This window comes from Paenibacillus sp. WG02 (assembly GCF_055396115.1).
Genome location: NZ_AP036016.1, coordinates 6,261,415 through 6,277,482, shown reverse-complemented (window position 1 = coordinate 6,277,482; position 16,068 = coordinate 6,261,415). Strand labels below are relative to the sequence as shown.

At 44.1% G+C, this 16,068-nt stretch carries 17 protein-coding genes; 3 read left to right on the top strand and 14 right to left on the bottom strand.

Annotation, left to right across the window (positions count from 1 at the left end; translation table 11 throughout):
* Nucleotides 1-62: 62 nt before the first annotated feature.
* Nucleotides 63-1,250, bottom strand: coding sequence for an HD domain-containing phosphohydrolase (locus tag ACBP55_RS28430; RefSeq protein ID WP_464646413.1), 1,188 nt, complete (start codon nucleotides 1,248-1,250; stop codon nucleotides 63-65).
* A gap of 208 nt (nucleotides 1,251-1,458) precedes the next feature.
* On the opposite strand from ACBP55_RS28430, the gene ACBP55_RS28425 reads away from it, so the two are divergent.
* Nucleotides 1,459-2,271 (top strand): DUF92 domain-containing protein, encoded by an 813-nt coding sequence (locus ACBP55_RS28425; protein ID WP_464646411.1) that lies wholly within the window; start codon nucleotides 1,459-1,461, stop codon nucleotides 2,269-2,271.
* A gap of 157 nt (nucleotides 2,272-2,428) precedes the next feature.
* On the opposite strand, the gene ACBP55_RS28420 is transcribed toward ACBP55_RS28425, so the two are convergent.
* From ACBP55_RS28420 to ACBP55_RS28400, 5 genes are all read right to left on the bottom strand, one after another.
* Nucleotides 2,429-2,746, bottom strand: coding sequence for a LapA family protein (locus ACBP55_RS28420; RefSeq protein ID WP_029193408.1), 318 nt, complete (start codon nucleotides 2,744-2,746; stop codon nucleotides 2,429-2,431).
* A gap of 65 nt (nucleotides 2,747-2,811) precedes the next feature.
* Nucleotides 2,812-4,602: an oligoendopeptidase F gene (pepF, locus tag ACBP55_RS28415; RefSeq protein WP_464646410.1), complete on the bottom strand. Its 1,791-nt coding sequence runs from the start codon at nucleotides 4,600-4,602 to the stop codon at nucleotides 2,812-2,814.
* 245 nt (nucleotides 4,603-4,847) lie between these two features.
* Nucleotides 4,848-5,030 carry a hypothetical protein gene (locus ACBP55_RS28410; protein WP_029193410.1) on the bottom strand — a complete coding sequence of 61 codons (183 nt, stop codon included), beginning with the start codon at nucleotides 5,028-5,030 and terminating at the stop codon, nucleotides 4,848-4,850.
* 88 nt (nucleotides 5,031-5,118) lie between these two features.
* Nucleotides 5,119-5,958: a TerC family protein gene (locus tag ACBP55_RS28405; protein ID WP_268615160.1), complete on the bottom strand. Its 840-nt coding sequence runs from the start codon at nucleotides 5,956-5,958 to the stop codon at nucleotides 5,119-5,121.
* A 273-nt stretch (nucleotides 5,959-6,231) separates the two neighbouring features.
* A complete protein-coding gene (locus tag ACBP55_RS28400) occupies nucleotides 6,232-6,423 on the bottom strand; it encodes a hypothetical protein (RefSeq protein WP_244279997.1) in 192 nt (63 codons plus the stop codon).
* A 254-nt stretch (nucleotides 6,424-6,677) separates the two neighbouring features.
* On the opposite strand from ACBP55_RS28400, the gene ACBP55_RS28395 reads away from it, so the two are divergent.
* A complete protein-coding gene (locus ACBP55_RS28395; protein ID WP_464646407.1) occupies nucleotides 6,678-7,394 on the top strand; it encodes a class I SAM-dependent methyltransferase in 717 nt (238 codons plus the stop codon).
* Between the two features lie 127 nt (nucleotides 7,395-7,521).
* Nucleotides 7,522-7,719, top strand: a complete 198-nt coding sequence (locus ACBP55_RS28390) for a cold shock domain-containing protein (protein ID WP_028556542.1) — start codon at nucleotides 7,522-7,524, stop codon at nucleotides 7,717-7,719.
* 177 nt (nucleotides 7,720-7,896) lie between these two features.
* Here ACBP55_RS28390 and ACBP55_RS28385 read toward each other — a convergent pair whose 3' ends face one another.
* The 8 genes from ACBP55_RS28385 to ACBP55_RS28350 form a co-directional block, all read right to left on the bottom strand.
* Nucleotides 7,897-9,222, bottom strand: a complete 1,326-nt coding sequence (locus ACBP55_RS28385) for a GntP family permease (RefSeq protein WP_173185535.1) — start codon at nucleotides 9,220-9,222, stop codon at nucleotides 7,897-7,899.
* Nucleotides 9,223-9,302: 80 nt separating this feature from the next.
* A complete protein-coding gene (locus tag ACBP55_RS28380; protein WP_464653429.1) occupies nucleotides 9,303-10,016 on the bottom strand; it encodes a GntR family transcriptional regulator in 714 nt (237 codons plus the stop codon).
* Between the two features lie 11 nt (nucleotides 10,017-10,027).
* Nucleotides 10,028-11,044 (bottom strand): sugar kinase, encoded by a 1,017-nt coding sequence (locus tag ACBP55_RS28375; protein WP_464646404.1) that lies wholly within the window; start codon nucleotides 11,042-11,044, stop codon nucleotides 10,028-10,030.
* Entirely contained in the window at nucleotides 11,037-11,792 is a 756-nt protein-coding gene (gene dagF, locus ACBP55_RS28370; RefSeq protein ID WP_464646402.1) for a 2-dehydro-3-deoxy-phosphogluconate aldolase, read from the bottom strand. The genes ACBP55_RS28375 and dagF overlap by 8 nt, the downstream gene beginning before the upstream one ends.
* Before the next feature lies 1 nt (nucleotide 11,793).
* A complete protein-coding gene (locus ACBP55_RS28365; protein WP_464646400.1) occupies nucleotides 11,794-12,897 on the bottom strand; it encodes a DgaE family pyridoxal phosphate-dependent ammonia lyase in 1,104 nt (367 codons plus the stop codon).
* Nucleotides 12,875-13,975 (bottom strand): amidohydrolase/deacetylase family metallohydrolase, encoded by a 1,101-nt coding sequence (locus ACBP55_RS28360; protein ID WP_464646398.1) that lies wholly within the window; start codon nucleotides 13,973-13,975, stop codon nucleotides 12,875-12,877. The genes ACBP55_RS28365 and ACBP55_RS28360 overlap by 23 nt, the downstream gene beginning before the upstream one ends.
* A 249-nt stretch (nucleotides 13,976-14,224) precedes the next feature.
* Nucleotides 14,225-14,872 (bottom strand): nitroreductase family protein, encoded by a 648-nt coding sequence (locus ACBP55_RS28355; RefSeq protein WP_268615147.1) that lies wholly within the window; start codon nucleotides 14,870-14,872, stop codon nucleotides 14,225-14,227.
* 85 nt (nucleotides 14,873-14,957) lie between these two features.
* Entirely contained in the window at nucleotides 14,958-16,055 is a 1,098-nt protein-coding gene (locus tag ACBP55_RS28350; RefSeq protein WP_464646396.1) for an efflux RND transporter periplasmic adaptor subunit, read from the bottom strand.
* Nucleotides 16,056-16,068: the final 13 nt, after the last annotated feature.

Genomic DNA, 16,068 nt, shown 5'->3' with positions numbered 1-16,068 from the left:
TCAAAGGGCAGTCTCTTAAGGTCATTAATGACCTGAGAGAACTGCCCTTTCTCATTCCTTGATCAAACTTCAGTTGGATCCTCTAAAGCAGCATCCGAATATTGATCACGAACTCGAAGTATGGAAGGCAATTGTTGGAAAAATGCATCAACCACTTTGGGATCAAAATGCTCGCCTTGCTCCTCTTTAAACAATTGCAAGATCCGATCGAGCTCCCAAGCTTTTTTGTAAACACGCTCACTGCCTAGTGCATCGAATACGTCTGCAATTGCTGTAATTCGGCCATAGATGTGGATCTCCTCTCCCTTGATTCCGCGTGGGTATCCGCGCCCGTTCCATTTCTCATGATGCTCGTAAGCGACAACAGCAGCCGTCTTCAAAATATGGCGATTGGAGTTTTTGAGTAAGTTATAGCCAATACGTGTATGATTCTGCATTAATTTGAATTCTTCATCCGTTAATTTGCCGGGTTTGTTTAACACACTATCAGGGATTGCCACCTTACCGATATCATGCATAGGCGAAGCCATTTTCAACAATTCAGCTTCTTCTTGGCTCATACCTAATCCTAAGGCTAGCAGATATGAATATTCTGCAACACGTTTCACATGATTTCCAGTCTCCTTGGACCTGCTCTCACCAATTTCCCCCATTCGGAAAATAATTTCTTTTTGCGTTTCCTCGATCTCATTCGTAAGCAAAGCAGATTCTAATGACTTACCCGCGTAGGAGGAAGCTAGCGTTAAATATTCCATGTCTTTATCTGAAAATTGTTCGCTTGCCGTCAGCTTATTAATAGCTTGGTAAGCACCCATAATTTCACCTTGGCTGTTTCGGAACGGAATAACCATGAGCGCTTTCGTACGATAACCCGTTTGTTGGTCCGTTCGAAGAGCTCCATTCAGAAGATAGGACTTATACTCTTCATTTGAATATGCGTCATGTATAAATACAGCTTTATCATTCGTTACAGCATAGCCGACAAGTCCAGCCGTACTAGGAATGCGAATTTCGTCGAGACCGTGAGCCACTTTGGACCATAACTCATTTTTGTTCGTATCAAGCAACCAGACCGTACATCGATCAGAGACAATCATTTCTCGTCCCATATCGGCCATCAGCATAAGTACATTGTCGAGGATTCTTTCGTTCGCAATTTTGGCTGCATAGTCAAAGATGACACGCAGCATTTCCTGAGGATCTAGGTCACTTTTTAACTGGGACGTTGTATTGGATTGATCGTTCTCCATGTCAGCCTCCTAACATTCACCGAACTTAGTTTATCATAAATTTCATAAAAATTGGTTGCATCCTGTCGAGTTAACCAAAATTTTAGATGAATTTGTCGTTCTTTACGAAAGGAATGTAAATGTATGGCCACGAATACGACTGTGTTACAATAAAAGAGATTTTTGAACGGTTAATAAAGGGGACGGAAGTAGAATAGGAGTGCTGCATGTGGTGTGGATTTGGGGTTTAGCTGGAAGCTTGATAATCGCAGGAGCGGCCTATTGGAAGCGATCCTTATCCTTATCCGGCTTTGCTGCTGCTGTGCTGCTCGGTACGTCGATGTTTGCATTGGGAAGCTTAGCTTGGTTTGGGACACTTATCGCCTTCTTCGTATCCTCTACCTTATTGTCTAAACTCAAGCATCAACGTAAATCCGCAGCAGAAAGCGGTTATGCCAAAGGTGGAAGACGCGATGCCGGTCAAGTTGCTGCAAATGGCGGTCTCGGTTTATTGCTATGTATAGGGAATGCGGTATGGCCCAATCCAGCTTGGTGGATTGTATTTGTTGGGGTTATGGCAACTGTCAATGCGGACACGTGGGCTACGGAAATAGGCGGAATGAGTAAATCAACACCGCGTTCAATCATTAACGGCAAGCGTGTTTCGGCTGGCACATCGGGTGGTGTAACGGGATTAGGACTGCTGGCTTCATTGCTGGGAGGAGCATTCATTGGTTTGGTTAGTGGATGGTTCAGTCAAATAGGCGAGTTCGGACATGAGGTAGGGACGCTTGCAGCACTAATCATACTGGGGGCATTATCAGGTTTGATTGGTTCTTTGGCTGATTCTTGGCTCGGGGCAACGTTTCAAGTGATGTATCGGTGTCATGTTTGCGGGAAAACCATCGAGAAACCATTTCATTGTGATCAGAAAGCCGCGCAGATTCGCGGTATGAGTTGGATGACCAATGATATCGTCAATGCCGTATCCTCGCTAGTCGGAGGCATGATGTGCTTAGCATTAAGTATTTGGCTACTTTAGAATAACTATTAAACAATGGGCTGTCCCAATAATGGTAAATACATTAGAGGGGCAGCTTTTTCATGGATACAAGCATTTATCTACCAAGAGTAGACTTCTGGATTAATGGAACCTCTTAAGGTCTATAACCCTTTTGAGACATCCCCTTGTTGTTTGCTTAATGAATCGTCGAACCACTTGGTTCGGTTTGGTCTTTATCATTCGCTGGTTGCGGGGGAGCTGGAGGGAACAAGGCGTCCTGCAGTTGTTTTTCCAACTGACGCACTTTGCGCTGCAGCTTGTACTGACGTACGATCCCGAAGAGGCCAACAATCAGACCGCCTAACAAGGTTGAGGTTAAAATGACAAGGATCAAGGGTGTAGATGTTTGAGCAAACATGAAATTGACTTGAACCGGTTCGACATTAATGACCGCAAAAACAGCCGTTATGAGGGCGAATACTAAAGCAGATATGAGAATCCATTGCATCTTCATCCATCAATCATCCTTTCACCTGAGAAAAGGTTGAAGGCGCACGCCCTCAACCTTTATCAGAACATTTACTTCGTTAACTCTTCCATTTGATCAAGCAGGGAGCTGAAGACACTCATCGCTTGCTTGATTGGTTCCGGTGTGGACATGTCGACACCTGCTTTTTTCAAGATGTTCAGCGAGTAGTCGCTGCCGCCGCTTTTTAAGAAGCCCAAGTAACGGTCTACGGCAGGCTGGCCTTCATCCAGAATTTGTTTCGAGAAGCTGGTAGCTGCCGAGAAGCCCGTTGCATATTTGTACACATAGAAGCTGTTATAGAAGTGAGGAATTCGAGCCCATTCCATCTCGATATCCTGATCCACGACCATGGCATTTCCATGATAAAGCTTATTCAAGCCATAGTAGATTTCACTGAATTCCTGTGGTGTCAGAGAATCTCCATTTTCTGATCTCTCATGTGTAATCATTTCGAATTCAGCAAACATCGTCTGACGGAATACCGTTGTTCTGAACTGATCCGCGTAGTAAGTAAGCAAGTAAAGCTTTTCTTTCGGATCGGTTACACGTTTCAATAAGTAATCCATGAGCAGTGCCTCATTAAGCGTTGAAGCGACTTCCGCAAGGAAAATCGTATACTGCGCATAACGGTACTCTTGGTTCTCATCAGACAAATAAGAATGAATGGCGTGACCCATTTCGTGTGTCAATGTGAACATGCTGTTTATGTTGTCCTTATGATTTAGAAGCACGTAAGGATGTGTGCCATAGGCACCCCAGCTATAAGCGCCGTTGCGCTTATTTTTGTTCTCATACACATCGATCCAGTGGTTATCAAAGCCGTCTTGAAGTATTTTTAAGTAATTTTCGCCCAATGGGGCTAAGCTTTTCTTAATTTCTTCTTTGGCTTGCTGGTAGGTGATGTCCATTTTAAACTCTTCAACCAGCGGAGCAAAGAGGTCATACATATGTAGTTCATCAACTTTAAGCAGCTTCTTGCGGAGCTTTAGATAACGCTGCAGCTGCGGCAAAGAATCGTGAATCGTGGAGATTAAATTCGTATACACTTCTTTCTTAATATTGTCCCCAAACAAGGTCGATTCAAGAACGGAAGGGTATTTACGTGCCTTGGCATAAAAGATATTTTTATTAATATTCGCGCTAAGCGTTGCGCCAATTGTATTCTTATTGTTGCGATAAGTTTCGTAGACAGCATGGAAGGCGTTTTTTCGAACTTCGGCGTCGCGGCTCTCTAGGAATTGAATGTAACTTCCATGAGTCAGTTCGACTTCCTCGCCTTTTTCGTTCTTAATTTTTGGGAATTTCAAATCGGCATTGTTCAGCATACCGAAAATGGTGCTAGGCGCTCCGGCCATGTTGCCCGCTTGAGCAAGCAGGGCTTCCTGATCCTTGGATAGCGTATGCGGCTTCTGGCGAATCATTTCCTCGAGTGTGTCCTTATAGAAAGATAAAGAAGGATCGTTCACCAGCTGCTGAAGCTTTTCATCCGATAAACTGAGAATTTCGGGTGAAATAAAGGAGAGTGCTTCGCCTACTTCGACACTAATTTTTTTTGCTTTATCAGATAAGGCCTGGTAGGTTGGTTCTGCTGTATCTTCATGGTGCTTCATGTTGGCATACACATACAGTCTTTCTGTTTTCACAGAGACTTCATCTTCCAACTGGAAACACTGCTTTACCGTAGCGGAATCGCTGAGTTTTCCTTGGAAGGCACTGATTTTGCCAAGCGAGTTTTTCACATTCTGAAATTCCTGTTCCCAAGCCTTCTGATCGGGAAATAAATCCTCCAGATTCCATCGGTGCTCGGCCGGTACTTGCTTGCGTTCCAATATTTGAGTCATCGGAGCCCTCCTGTCCTTGTTTTGAGATTGGGGTCTGTTATCCTTTGCATGTAATTCGGCTGCTGGGATCGAGCTTAGAAGAAGTCCCATAGCCGCAGTCACATAGATCCAGCGCATTACGGTCACGCTCCCGGCATATTCCCACATGGGACGTGCTTGCTAAAATCCCATAACATGGTTTTCACCTAGTATGACCGTTAACCCATTCATTTATGATTATATGAAAAAGCTGGAAGGAAGTAAATTTACTTTCCGGCTCCAAAGAAGCTAATTAAGATAAGTACAAACGATAACGAGACCATAACAATCGCCAGTAAGGCTAGGTATCGTTTCATTTGTGCCGGAAGGCTGTCTTTTTTCATAATCAAAATGATGGCTAGGCAGAAGGATACGAGTACAAATGTGATGATAGATCCGGAATCGGTCATTGTTGAATCATCCTTATCCCTATAGAGTATGACACTTGCTAACTATCGCATGTTAGTAACTTTCGCTGTTCAAATGAAAACTCCTTTTTCAGCCGGCATGCGGCATCGTTTCATCCGGATTTTCATCATCGTCATCAGTCTTGACGAGTATGAATTTGCCGCGAGAATCCATTTTGACAGTAAATCGATCTTCGGCAGCAATCTGTGCTTCTTCACTTAATTCCTTAGGAAGTGTCAGCTGACCGCTGTCCCCAACTTCGACCTGGTAGCCAATCATTTTCGACCATTTGCCTGCTGCAAGGACAACAACGATGAGTAAACCAATGAACAACCATTTGCCAAGCGGATTTGAGTTGAAATAAGGGGCAAGGAAATTCTCCCCAGTAATCATTTTTCCTGCGGTTAATACGAGCACACCTGCACCGATATAAAGGATCGACGGATACTTCTCAATCCATTTGATGAATAGCGTACTGCCCCAAACAACGATAGGCACACTTACCAGAAGTCCGATAATGACAAGTATGAAGTTACCGTGAGCAGCGCCTGCTACAGCGATGACATTATCGAGACCCATCACAGCATCTGCCACAATAATCGTACGAATGGCAGCCCAGATACCGTCTTTGGCCTTAATGTCTCCGTGATTCTTCTTTTCACTAAGCAGTTTATACGAAATCCAGAGGAGAAGGATACCGCCGGCTAGTAGAAGACCAGGAATTTTCAGAAGGGTAACTACGGCTACTGTTGCTAGAGCACGAATGACGATGGCGCCTATTGTACCCAAGAGGATGACTTGTTTTTGTGTTTCTTTTTTCAAATTACGAGCAGCCATACCGATAACGATTGCGTTATCTCCCGCAAGTACCAAATCAATGAGAATAATGCTGAGCAGTGAGACGAAGAAACCTGTTGATAACCAATCCATGAGCGAACACTCCCTTTAGCTGATTTTTGAAAAAAATAGAGCCTAGCACCGATGACCGGTGAAGGCTCTAACTCATCAAAAAAGACCTTCACCAATAAACATGGCAAAGGTCTTGCTAACAACGTTGTCGTTGCCAATAAAGCCGGGATCTGATGAGGATCCGAATTGACGACTTTACTGTATCAGCTACTCCCCTTTGGAGTAATACGTATGAACTTATAAATTAATTATAAGAAGGGGGGATGTGAAAGTCAAGGCATTTGGACCAAAGAATTAAACTTCTTTGAAAGCATCCATGATGGCTTGCCATTCTTCCTCTGTGCCTTCGAATTTGTCTTTGGCAAACCGTTCATTAGCCCAGTGTAACATAGCAGGCCGTCCGATGAAGGTGTGGCACTCTTCGCCCCATTGATCGGTGATTTCGGTTAATACGATTTTACTGCCTTGTACCTCGACATTCAGCATGTTCCATTTATCTTTTTTGTAAATAACGTGTTTCTTAAAAGGGTGATTTGACACTTGTTTTCCTCGTTTCTGCATTGAGCTCAAAGATATATGCAATCGTACCACAAAAAGTGGTGATTTCCAAACAGGCAGCGGTCAATTTCTTGTTGCCTCCCATCAGGTTCCCATGATAAAATCCTCCTAATCCTTTCCATAGGGAATGGGCTATGAGGCAGTTAGGCAAGAACAATGAGTCGAGCAGAGGAGAGATGAGCATGGAACAAAAGCGTGTTTATGAACAAGTTGGGGTTGCGATGACCTCAAGAACGTACGCCGAATATGAGAAAATGTTTATGTTGCTGACGGAAAATTTAATAGGTAAACGAGTCTTAGACGTTGCCGGCGGTGCTTCTTCGTTTACGGCAGAGACGCGGCAGCTAGGTGTATTCTCAGAAGCGGTTGATCCTTTGTATGAGAAATCAATCGAGGCGATTGCTGAGCATGGAATACAAGAGATCGAGCTAGTTGCAGCCAAGATGGAAAAGTTAGCAGATGTGTATGATTGGACGTATTATGGTTCTGTTGCCAAACATAAAGCTGGTCGCGTCAAAGGTCTCAAGCAGTTTGTAAATGATTTCTCTAGTAAAGATGCTGCTTCCAGGTATCATGCTGCTTGTCTTCCAACACTTCCTTTTGAAGAAGCGAGCTTTGACCTTGTTTTGTGCAGTCATTTTCTCTTTCTATATGAAGAACAATTCGACTACGCTTTTCATCAAGCGGCTGTGCGAGAACTGCTTCGTGTCTGTAAGCCAGGTGGCGAAGTGCGCATTTATCCCCTATTGAACTTTCAGCAAGCCGAATACAGCAAGCTGCCAGAATTAATAGATGAGCTCACAAATGAAGGATATTTGGTCCATAAATGGGAAGCGGAACTGCCTTTTTTGCCAAATTCTCATCAATATTTATGCATAATTAAACAGCCCTCTGCATAGTGGAAAACGTTGGTACATCAACAAATATTAGCTTATCCACCTTGTTTTTTTCGTTGATTTATCCCCTTGATAATGGTATAATTTCCTTATTCGTCATAGATGGCGATATTTTTAGGAGGTTGTTCATTTGAAGGGTACAGTTAAATGGTTTAATGCAGAAAAAGGCTACGGTTTCATTTCTGTTGATGGAGGCGACGATGTATTCGTTCACTTCTCCGCAATTCAGGGCGAAGGATTCAAAACATTAGAAGAAGGCCAATCCGTTGAGTTTGATATTACTCAAGGCAACCGTGGTCCTCAAGCAGCTAACGTCACCAAATTATAAGAAACTGGGAGTTCCCACTTATAAATAGAGTGTCATAGCACAAACAACAAAAGGCAGTGCCCATATCCACTCGGGACTGTCTTTTTTGCATTTTGACCGCTTTACGATTGAAGATAGCCTGTACACTTCCCAAGAGGAGATGTACAGGCTTGTTTGATTCTAATGAGCGGCCCAATATTATACGAACATATCGACGATCAGCACGGTTCCAAAGGCAATAAACGAGAGCAGTGTCTCGAGTACCGTCCACGTTTTAAACGTTTCTTTGACCGTTAACCCGAGATATTCTTTGACCATCCAGAAGCCGGCGTCATTGACGTGGGAGAGCATGAGCGATCCTGCGCCTGTCGCGATAACGAGCAGCTCCAGATTCACGCCGGACATATGCTCGACAATCGGTGAAACAATACCAGCCGCTGTCGTCAATGCGACTGTTGCCGAACCTGTCGCGACTCGGATTAATCCAGCAACCATGAAAGCTAGAACAATAGGAGAAAGGGAGATATTCTCGGCCATCTGAGCAATGGATGTACCGACGCCGCTCGCGATAAGGATCTGTTTAAACCCGCCGCCAGCACCGATAATCAAGATAATCGAACCTACAGGCAATAGGCATTCATGGGATAGCTTGCTGATATAGTTTTTGTTCATTCCTTGGCGGATGCCTAAGAAGTAGAAGGCTGCAAAACAAGAGATTAGAAGCGCAATCACCGAATTCCCAATAAAGACTAGGAATTTCATAACTCCGACTGGCAGTGATAGATAGGGTGCAACAACCGACAAAACCATCAATAAAACAGGCAATAAGATAATGAAAAATGAGATACCGGCTCCAGGCAATTTTTCAGGCTCTGTGCTTGCGCTTAGCAGCTCTGGTTCATTCTCGGGAACCACACGTTTATGCACCCATTTAGCAAACAACGGACCTGCAATAATCGCTGCTGGGATCGCAATGATGAGAGAGTAGATAAGCACTTTTCCGATATCAGCTTTGTAGATGCCGATGGCCGTCATAGCACCAGGATGCGGCGGCACAAGACCATGAACAATGGATAATCCGGCAATAACAGGCAGACCGATTAGCAAAATATTTTGTTTCGTTGATTTGTGAATAGAAATGACCAAAGGCAGCAACATGACAATCCCTACGTCAAAAAATACTGGGATCCCAATAATAAAACCGGAGAGCAGCATGGCCCAAGGCAATCTTTTTTCACCAAAAACCCGAATGAAGAAATTGGCTACTTGTGTGCCAGCGCCTGAATCTGACATCATTTTCCCTAAAATCGTACCTAGCGCCAATATGCCAACTAAATGGCCTAAAACGTTTCCAACTCCGGTTTCATAAGCACCCACGATTTTATCCATGGATAACCCGGCCATAATCGCTAAGAATAAACTGGCAACAGTTAAGCTAATAAACGCATGCCATTTCCACCAAGCTACTCCTAAAATAACAATCACAATCGCTAACAATGTAACCATTAATAGATACAAATTCATCTATAATCCCTCTTCTCCGTGGTGTAGTAAGCGTTATCAATCTGTAGACGAGAAAAGGAACTGCGTTTTCTCCGTGATTCTTAACTGTCGTAATTGACTACATAGTTGTGCATGACCGTGCTGTAATAACCTTTACTGAATTCGATCAGATCGCCTCGTTCATCATACGAATAACGCAATCTTTTCAATAGAGGGGTTCCTTCTTTGACATGCAAGATTTCTTCCACATAGGAAGGAGCAGTGGCAGCAGCAAACTCATCTCGATATTTTTCTAAGGCAATTCCGTGCTCCTCAAGCAATTCATACAAGGATTGATCAGTCAAATCGGATAGTTCGATAGTTGACATTTGCATGGATAGATAGTGGGAGTAGTGAATATAGGGTGTGTCATTCAAGTGATAAAGACGCTCGATGAATAAGCAGCGCTCCCCAAATAATTGATAAGGTTCTGTGCCAACTTCATTCATTACAACCTCGGTTCGCAACAATTGCTTGTGAATTTGATGGCCTTCTTCAACTAGAATTTCTGTGAAACGCTTCCATTTGGAAAGCTTGGATGTAGAAGCATTTCGTATAACCTTGGTCCCTTTGCCGCTGCTCTTTTCCAAATATCCTTCTTGTGCAAGCTCCTTGATGGCATTACGAATAGTGATCTTGCTGACATCGAATTCCTGCTCTAGCTGTGGCTCTGACGGTATATTCGTTCCTAAAGGATAAACACCGTGTAAGATGCGATCCTTCAGGATATTCATGATTTGTAAATATAAGGGTCTTTTATTGCGGGATAAATTCACCAATCCAATCACTACCTTTCTACATCGCCTACGGCTTCCGTCATCGCACGAAGAATATCGCTTTCTGATGACATTGGAGTATCGCCTACAATCGTATGCGCAAGCATGCCGGCGGCAGCTGCAAATCCGACTGTTTTCTCCGGTGAAAATCCTTGGATTTCTCCGTGTACGATACCGCTCGTGAAGGCATCTCCTGCACCAATTCTATCATAGATAGAAAACGTGAGCCGTTTAGAAAAGGTGAAGCTTTGGTCCTTAAAGATAAATCCCCGTAAGGAATGTGTATTATCGCCGTTGATGTTACGGTGTGTACCTGCGATGACCGAAATCTGATATTGCCCTGCAACCGCTGGAATCAGCTCCATCAATTGTTCTTGACTGTCTATCTGATCGGAATGCATGCCAAGGGTAAACATCGCATCTTTTTCGTTCATCATGACAATGTCAGCCAGCTGCAGCATTTCCTCATAATGCGGTTTCGCCTTCGCGTAGCCGCCTTCACCCCAATGGCCGGGGCGATAGTTACAATCGAAAACGACGGTGCCGCCATGCGCTTTAACTGCTCTCGCCAAATCTTTCATGTGCCGACGTACGTTATCATTCATGGCCAAGGTAATGCCGCAGAAATGGACGATATCGATATTTTTGGCAATTTCAGTAAAATTATAAGTACTTTCAGGTGCTGTGTTGAAGCTGCTCTCCTGACGGTTGGAATACGTCACGCGGCTGGGCCGCGCACCGAATCCATTTTCTAAAAAATACATGCCCAAGTAGTTACCGCCTCGAACAATGAACGATTGCATGATACCTAATTTTCGCAAATACGATTCCGCAGCATCGCCTACTGCATTAGTCGGCAATCGGGATATCAGGTACCCCGTGTACCCTAAGCGCGCCAGTGCCGAGCTTACATTCACGCCTGTACCGGAGAAAGAGTAATTCAAACTGCTGGCTTGGGATAAGAGTTCATATCCCGGCACCTGCAAGCGCATCATGACCTCTCCAAAAGCAGCAATTGTTTTAGCCATGTTGATCAACCAATTTCTTCATGATCTCCAGTAGTTCATGGACATCTTGGGCTCTCGTTTTTCCAGTCTCTTTGTCGATGATCGATGAATACACGTGAGGGATGACTTGTGGAACCTTAGCTTCCAGGGCGATGCGCAGAATGGTTTCGAAATTATCCATGTCGATGCCGCCTGTTGGTTCTAAAGCAAAACCTTCTTCTCCGCATGCTTGTGCGACAGCACGCAGCTCGTCTTCACAGCTTAAGCCATTCATCGGGAAAAATTTCAAGGCATTGCCGTCCATGTCGCGTACAAGCGCGATAGCTGTCTTTACAGGTACAATCGCATGCTCGGATTGAGCAGCGCTTACTGGACCTGTTGAGATATTGACATAGCCAACGCGTCCGGTAGGGGACACCAGGCTGTTAATCCAGCTATCTTGATCGCCTAGATTGGCGCGTGTTGCACCAACGGCAGGGAATACCTGGTTAATGTGGCTGCCAGGATAGTGCTTCGCAATAGCTGCGACAACGGCAGCTTGACGATTGTCGCCAGCGCCAAGTCCGATTGAGACAGCTTCGTCAATGGCTTTTCCGTATTCTTTCATCGCTTCTACAGCTAATTCAACCGTCGGATAGTCTTTGGAAAGTACGCCGACAAGTACGTAACCTTCTGCTGCTTCAAATATCTCTTTCGCATTTTCAACACTATTAGCCAATACATTCAATGCCGCGCGGTCTTTATAGAAACGTTTTGCAATGTTGGACATGTTAATTGCCTCCTACTAGTTTACGTATTTGTGCAGTGATAACTTCAATATCATCACCTTGAAGCGGACGTGGATCGATATCGAAATAGCCCTGTCTTACGCCATAATCGCGCGTGTAGATAGCAATCTCACCGGTTTGAAGTCCTGTTACAACTTCCTTGGCTGTAGTGCCTGCTAGCTCGGGATCAATTTGAATGCGTGCGCGGAAAATCGCACGGCCGGCTTCATCCTGTACAATGGTCACTTTTAAACCTTTGATTTCACTGAGAGGCATTAATACTTGCAAAGCAGCTTTTTCTTGCTCGCTTTTGTCTTCTTTAACGCCATATTCATCAAGCGCCTGAAGTAAGCCGAAAGTGGTTTCTTTGCCAACCTTCATACTGCGCCCAATACCATGCAGTTGTACTTTTACCCACTCGATAAAGGTTCGTTTTCCGCCAATAATCCCTGAAGTTGGACCTTCAATAGCTTTTGAACCGCTGTAGATGGCTAGATCTGAGTATTTTACGTACTTTTGAATATCTTCTTCTGCAGCTGCATCAACGATAAGGGGAACACCATTACGCTCTGCAATCTCCCAGGCTTCTTCAACAGAAATCATATTTTTTTGGACGGCATGATGGGACTTCACGTAAAGAATAGCAGCTGTATGTTCCGTAATCGCATCTTCGATATGCTCAGCTTTACCCTCATTGGCATAGCCAACTTCAACGAGCTTACCGCCTCCCAAGTAAATCATTGTTTCAACAGGTGCTCCGTATTGGACATTGTGACCTTTGAGCATGATGATTTCGCTTTTAGCAATAGGCTCTTGATGCAGACGTTCGCTCTTGCGGCGATTCCCTTTAGTCACAACAGCCGCGACAGAGAGTGCGATGCCGCTTGAGGCTGAATTGACGACAACTGCGGCTTCGGAACCAAGGATTTTGGCGATATAGTCGCCAGCTTTATCAACGAGATCCGCGATCTCAACGTAATTTTGCCCGCCATGCTTCATTGCTTCCATGACCGTATCTGTCGGAGCAGATACACCTAGAATGCTCATTCGTCCACTTGCATTAATGACACGCTTTAGACCATATTTAGCATTTAATGAGAGAGCCATTCACAACCACTCCTTTGGCTTGTATGATTTGATCTGCTATACGCTTGTCACCTTCAGAATCAACAAGAGTAGTTGGTTCATTTTCAACCGTAAACAGAGTTAGATTGGCAACGTCACCAATTTGAATTCGACCAAGTTCTGGCTTTTCAAGCCAATTTGCGGCATGTGTGGTGACAGCTGCGATGACCTCTTCAAGCGGGTAGCCTAAGTAAAGAAATTTCGTGAGTACATGGGACATACTATATACCGGGCCGTTCAAACGGTTCCCGCGGTAGATGTCTGTACTGATGGTATCTAAACCGATATGATGCTGTTTCGCTGCTTCCGCAACTTGAAAAGAAAAGCTTGCAGTGCCATGACCAACATCCAGATGCACACCTCTTTCAATTGCTTCCGTAAACGCCTGTAACGGTTTACCATCCTCATCAAAAAGATTATTAGCTTTCCCATTCAGATAGTGGGTAATGATATCTTTTTTCTGCAAAAGTGAAAGAATGTCTTCGATACCCGGCGGTCCAGAACCAATGTGAACCATTAAGGGGAGAGAGGTTTCATGAGAAAGTGCACGCGCAGCGATTAAAGGTTCAATGCCGCAGTCACGAACAACACTTTTGCTTATTCTTGCCTTTAAACCAACTATGAAATCTTTATATTGATTTGCAGCCTGTACAGCCTTTTCCTTATCGATCCATGCCATGTTGGACAGTTCATCGACTCTTTTCAAACCAATTCGTGAAATGTTCAAAAAGGCAAACAAGTTCGTTTGGGCTCGTTCCCTACTTGCCGCTAAGTCTGCAATTCGGTCCGCACCGCAGCTTCCAGCGTCTACAATCGTGGTTACACCTTGTTTGATTCCAATTTCATCGATTTCATCGCCGTAGGGATCGAAATCAGGAAAGGCATGGGTGTGCAGATCAATCCATCCACTCGAGACGTAAGCACCAGAATAATCAAAAGTCTGGTTCCCTTGTTCACTCCCGGATCTGGTCAAATCAGCGATCATTCCGTCCTCAACGACGATATCGAGATTTTCACCATTCAAGTGCTTTACATTGTGCAATACGAATCTCTCTTGCATGCTTGTCACCTTTTCTGGAAATCAAATTATTAACGCTTACATTTAAGGTTGCCTAGATATCTCCTCACATACGTAGGAGTAAATGTGTTAATTGTGTAAATGATATAACGTTATAATGTTACAATATCACAGAAAATTAGCGAAGTAAATATAACGTTATAATGTTTGAAATATTAAATTTTGCCAAGAAATCAAGAGGCAAAACAAAAGGAGCTGTCCGCAAATGCGGCAGCTCCTTATTCAATCCTATTAGTCAATAATTTGTAGAATATCATCGATTTCTTTGCGTGCGAGTTTGCCAGGACGATCCTTCGGATAACCGAGAGCGATGACCATATTAATCTGACATTCTTCTGGAATGTCCAGATAAGCTCGAATCTGATCTTGGGCGAGCAGGACAGGACCCGTCATCGGACAGGTTGCCAAGCCTCTTGCATGCGCGGCGAGCATCAGGTTCTGTGAGGCTAAGCAGGAGCTCTTAATGCCTTCTTCGGCCCAAACGGTGTCTTCGACGAGCTGAATCGGATCAAAAATACGATCACGGAACTTCGATTCGTAAGGCGTTGCTAAGCAAATGATAAGAACGGGAGCATCGGAGAATGCGGTAGCATAGGGACCGAAGGACTTCACCAATAGGCGGGCTTCTCGCGAAAGGCCTTTTTCCTCGGCAGCCGCCGCACGGAGATGGAGTTGGTCCCAGGTCAATTGTTCAATATGTTTAATTTTCTCTGTATTTCTTATCGCAATGAACTTCCATGTTTGGGAATTTGTATCGCTGGGTGCATATCTGGCGCAGTCGATAATTTCACGAATATCGTTGGTGGCAATTTCTTGTTCTGTAAAGTTTCGAACACTGCGGCGCTCGAGGACAATCGTCTTAAAATCTTCATAATTCATAAAAAATAACTACCTGCCTTTGCTGCTTGAATTGTGCATATTTTGTTACTTGGTACTAAGACGTTATCTTATTATAAATCAGTTGCTATTGCAGCACAACCGTATCGCCTTCATTCAACCCTTTTAGTACTTCGGTTTTCTCAGGAGTTTCCAACCCAATCTCGATATCACGTCGTTCTACGCCTTGAGCAGTCTGCAGCATCACGTAATAAACTTCTTTCTCGTGCAGCACGGCTAGCGTAGGTACGACAATGGCTTGTGGCTTTTTATCTGTTTCTATTGTTCCCGACAGGCTGAGACCGGCTATTAACTGCTCATTTGGTTCTAACGAAATAGTAACCTCGAATTGAGCTGAACTTGTGCCTTGGTCCGTGCCACTCTTGGCAAACTTGGATACTTTTTCAACCTTACCTTGAAGTTTCTTCTGTTTTAGCGCATCAACTTTTACTTGTACGAGCATGTCTGGCTTAATACGAAACACATCAAATTCACCAACTGTGCAAACCAACTGTAATTTCGTCAAATCTACGATTTTGCCGATACGCACGCTTTCCTCAACAGACTTAGGAATTTTGGAGGAGTCTTCGAATAAGAAGATGCCATTCTCTGGCGCAACGAAGGAAGCCTGTTCCACTTTTTCTTGTTTCTTAGCCAATTGCAATTGAATGGATTGATCATTGACCGCATTTAACTGCTCTTGAATTTTACGTCCTTCTGACGCGGCAAAGCGCTGGCGGGCATCATCTTCACTAACAGCACCTGCAGCTACACTATCCCCCCCAGGTCCAGCAGCTTTGAAATTGGCTAAGTCGGCTTCCAACTTTTGTTTCTTCAAGTTAGATTGCAGGGCAGCAATTTCACTTCTTAGCGGTGTGGCATCAAGCTCAAACAACGGCTGTCCCTTTTTCACTTGTGCTCCGTCTGTTATCTGCCAAGCTTTTATTTCACCGCTGAAAGGTGCATAAACGCGCGTCTCCTTCTCATAAGAAGATTTCCCTTTCACTTCAATGCTGTTAACTAGATCTTCTTTTGTAACTTTGAATTGTAAAGCATTGAAGGCAGCACCTGCGTCGGCATTTTTTGTTTTCATTTGGCTAGGATGGCTTGATATGTATAGAAAGCTGCTAATGCCGCAGACAATGACTGCCGTTAGAATTAGCATCCATGTTTTCTTTTTCCTCATGCTAAACAATCTC